The organism is Rhizobium sp. Root1204 (genome assembly GCF_001424965.1).
In the GTDB taxonomy this organism is placed as follows: domain Bacteria; phylum Pseudomonadota; class Alphaproteobacteria; order Rhizobiales; family Rhizobiaceae; genus Pararhizobium.
This window is the reverse complement of sequence record NZ_LMCZ01000039.1, coordinates 1-2,878: the sequence shown is the minus strand read 5'-3', so window position 1 is coordinate 2,878 and position 2,878 is coordinate 1. Positions and strand designations below refer to the sequence as shown.

Annotated in this window: 2 protein-coding genes and 1 pseudogene; all 3 read left to right on the top strand. The window is 55.5% G+C overall.

Going from position 1 to position 2,878, the window contains the following annotated elements; translation table 11 throughout:
• Window positions 1–97: 97 nt before the first annotated feature.
• Window positions 98–691 carry a hypothetical protein gene (locus ASC96_RS24375; RefSeq protein WP_060505679.1) on the top strand — a complete coding sequence of 198 codons (594 nt, stop codon included), beginning with the start codon at window positions 98–100 and terminating at the stop codon, window positions 689–691.
• Between the two features lie 194 nt (window positions 692–885).
• On the top strand, window positions 886–2,139 hold the full coding sequence (locus ASC96_RS24370) for an ATP-binding protein (RefSeq protein ID WP_060505678.1): 1,254 nt from the start codon (window positions 886–888) through the stop codon (window positions 2,137–2,139).
• Window positions 2,140–2,445: 306 nt separating this feature from the next.
• Window positions 2,446–2,688: pseudogene (locus ASC96_RS24365) on the top strand (ABC transporter ATP-binding protein); the annotation flags it as partial.
• Between the last annotated feature and the right edge of the window lie 190 nt (window positions 2,689–2,878).

Here is a 2,878-nt window from a genome sequence, read left to right as displayed (position 1 = left end):
CGAGATTGTCGAGTGTGACACCGAGGAAGGAGCTTGCCTGGCGGTTGGCATCGTAGCCGTTGTAATACCCGCCACGAGCCTGCCGGCGTCTCAGGGCTTGTTTGATCCTGCCTTGATCACCAAATGCGCGGTTCCAGACCTGAAGCCCGCCATCATCGAACGGTTCATTGCTGAGGCTGGTTCCGCAAACCCCCTATCAGTTACCGTGAAATCCGGCGATCGGCTTGTTCTTGTGCCCGTTGCAAGGACCAGCGCGGAGGCGATGGCGATCGTGTCGAAATATGTTGGCCATGCGGTCGTCAGAGTTGGAGTTACGCAATACCCCGCCGGGATCGGTGTGAACAAAGTCTCCGAGCTAAAGGTCAACCTGTTTGACGCTTGCGAAAATATTCGAGTTGGGACGGGTCTGTTCGCGAGGCTCTATCGCATAGTCACGAAATGGTATGGATCAGAGCCGCCGGAGGCGTTTGATGATGCCGTTTATGCCTGGAAGACCGGGCATTTCGAAGGCAAATCCGTTTTCGTAGAACCGGATCCCGGAACGCTGGAAATAGAAGCCGATCGTGTTGAATCGGAAGCCAGAGCCCATGATACGCGCGCTCCGTACGTCACCAACGGCGCTGCGATGGCCACTGATAACACCGATCCCTCGAACGCCGACCCACGTGTCGACCTGTCGCGTCTCAATTGAGGATGATGACAGATGGCTTGTTGTAGTTGGTTTATGTAAGCTGCCTGCACCAGGCGCCCTGAGTCCCATAGTCCCCATTTTGCGCAGCGCAGGGGTGAAGGTTTGACGGCACAATTTGCGATCCGCGAGACTTTTAATTAAGAATCGCGGTCAAGACACTTTAATTTCGCGGACAACTGCGTTAAGAACTGCGGATGAATAGCGCCCCGTCATCTCGCCCCCTTTTTCGCCGTTACGCCGAAAGCAAGGTTGAAGCAGCCCTCGAAGATACGCGAGTGGTTATGATCGTTGGCCCACGACAAGCGGGCAAAACTACGCTGGCGCGCCGTTTTGTGACGACGGAAAGGCCATATCTCACTCTCGACGACGAGGCGACACTCGATCGCGCACGCCGAGATCCGGTTGAGTTCATCCGCAGCGTGAACTCTGGGGTCATCGACGAAATCCAACGGGCGCCAAACCTTATGTTGGCGATCAAACAAACCGTCGATAACGATCCACGGCCGGGCCGCTTTCTGCTGACCGGTTCGGCCAACGTCATGGCGCTTCCTAACGTCGGTGATTCCCTTGCCGGTCGGATAGAAATCATCACCTTGCTTCCTTTGGCACAAGCCGAAATCTCTGGTTCGCCGGGACGTCTGATTGATCGCCTATTTGAGGGAGAGGGACCGGTTGTCGAAGCCCCACCTGTCATCGGTGAAAGTCTCGTCGAAGCAATTCTAAAAGGCGGTTATCCGGAGGCGTTGCGGCGAACCGATCCCAACCGTCGAAGAGCATGGCATGAAGATTATCTGGCACTTGTGCTCGACCGGGACGTGCGCGACATCGCAAACCTTGAACAGCTTGATAAGCTACCGCGCTTAACACGGCTTCTTTCGGAACAGGTGGGACAACTTGTCAATCATCAAGCCGTTGCAACAGCGCTTGGTCTTTCGATCCCAACAGTTCAAAAGTATGTCGCGGTCCTGGATCGCCTCTTCCTCGTGCGATCACTTTCCCCCTGGTTCACCAATCGCCTGTCGCGGCTTATAAAGTCGCCAAAACTCCACATGCTGGATAGCGGTCTGCTAGCAACTTTACGCGACGCCGACGCAGAAGCGATCCGTTCCGACCGGACACGTCTGGGGCCTCTGCTGGAGTGCTTTGTCGTTGGCGAGGTTCTCAAACTTCTTACCTGGAGTGAGAGATACGTTACACCTTCACATTTCCGGACGCGCGAACAGGACGAAGTCGATCTCGTGCTGGAGGATCGGAGAGGCCGGATCGTTGGCATCGAGGTTAAATCCGCAGCGACGCTGCGATCGAAAGATTTTTCCGGCCTGAAAAAACTTCAAGAAGCGGCGGGCGACAAATTCGTGCAAGGGGTTGTGCTTCACGATCATGATCGTGTGACGCCATTCAGCGAAAAAATCCGGGCAGCGCCTGCGTCGATCCTATGGCAAATGTGAGTGTCAAAGCTGGATAGGGCTGCGACATCGCCAACCAGTTAGACCCATGAGGCAATAGCTCAAGAGTATATTCCTATCGTCCACTCGTTCCACTTCATTCTAGGTTGCGTCCCAGCTGGCAATCTCCTTTACCGGAAACGTCCAACTTTCGACCGAAGAAAAATAAGCTCCATCCCCCGAACTTCTCGCCTCTGAGAGCGGCCTGCGGCCGTGTGAAAAACGCTGAGAACTTTACGGCTAAAACCTCGCGCGCCGCAAGATATCTATACGGTGGAGTGCTCCCCGTTTCATCGGACATGTCGGCTCGAACCGCTCGAAGGCCTCGCGCCGGTCATCTGCGAGGAACTGATGAAAGCCTTCTCGGAACTCGCCAGAACCGGCGGCATGACCATCCTGCTCGTCGAACAGCGTATCCAGAGCGCGCTCGATTTCGCCGATCAGGTCATCGTGCTGGAACGGGGCCTCATCGCCTGGACCGGAACGCCGCATGCAGTCGTTGCAGACCACGACACGGTCGATCGGCTGTTGGGAGTCGGCGGCTTGCATTAACATTCGCCGGCGATCTCGCTATCGATGACCTCAAGCGCCTGACAGAGAGCGATCTTATCCGCAAAGGTCTTGTATCCGCTTTTAAGCCAGACAGTACGCATCCGAGGAGGGCCGCCTTGCTAAGAAGTGAGGCGAACTGGATGCTCTGTCTATATGGACGTCAATATAGACAGTGTGAGAACCGTGGATT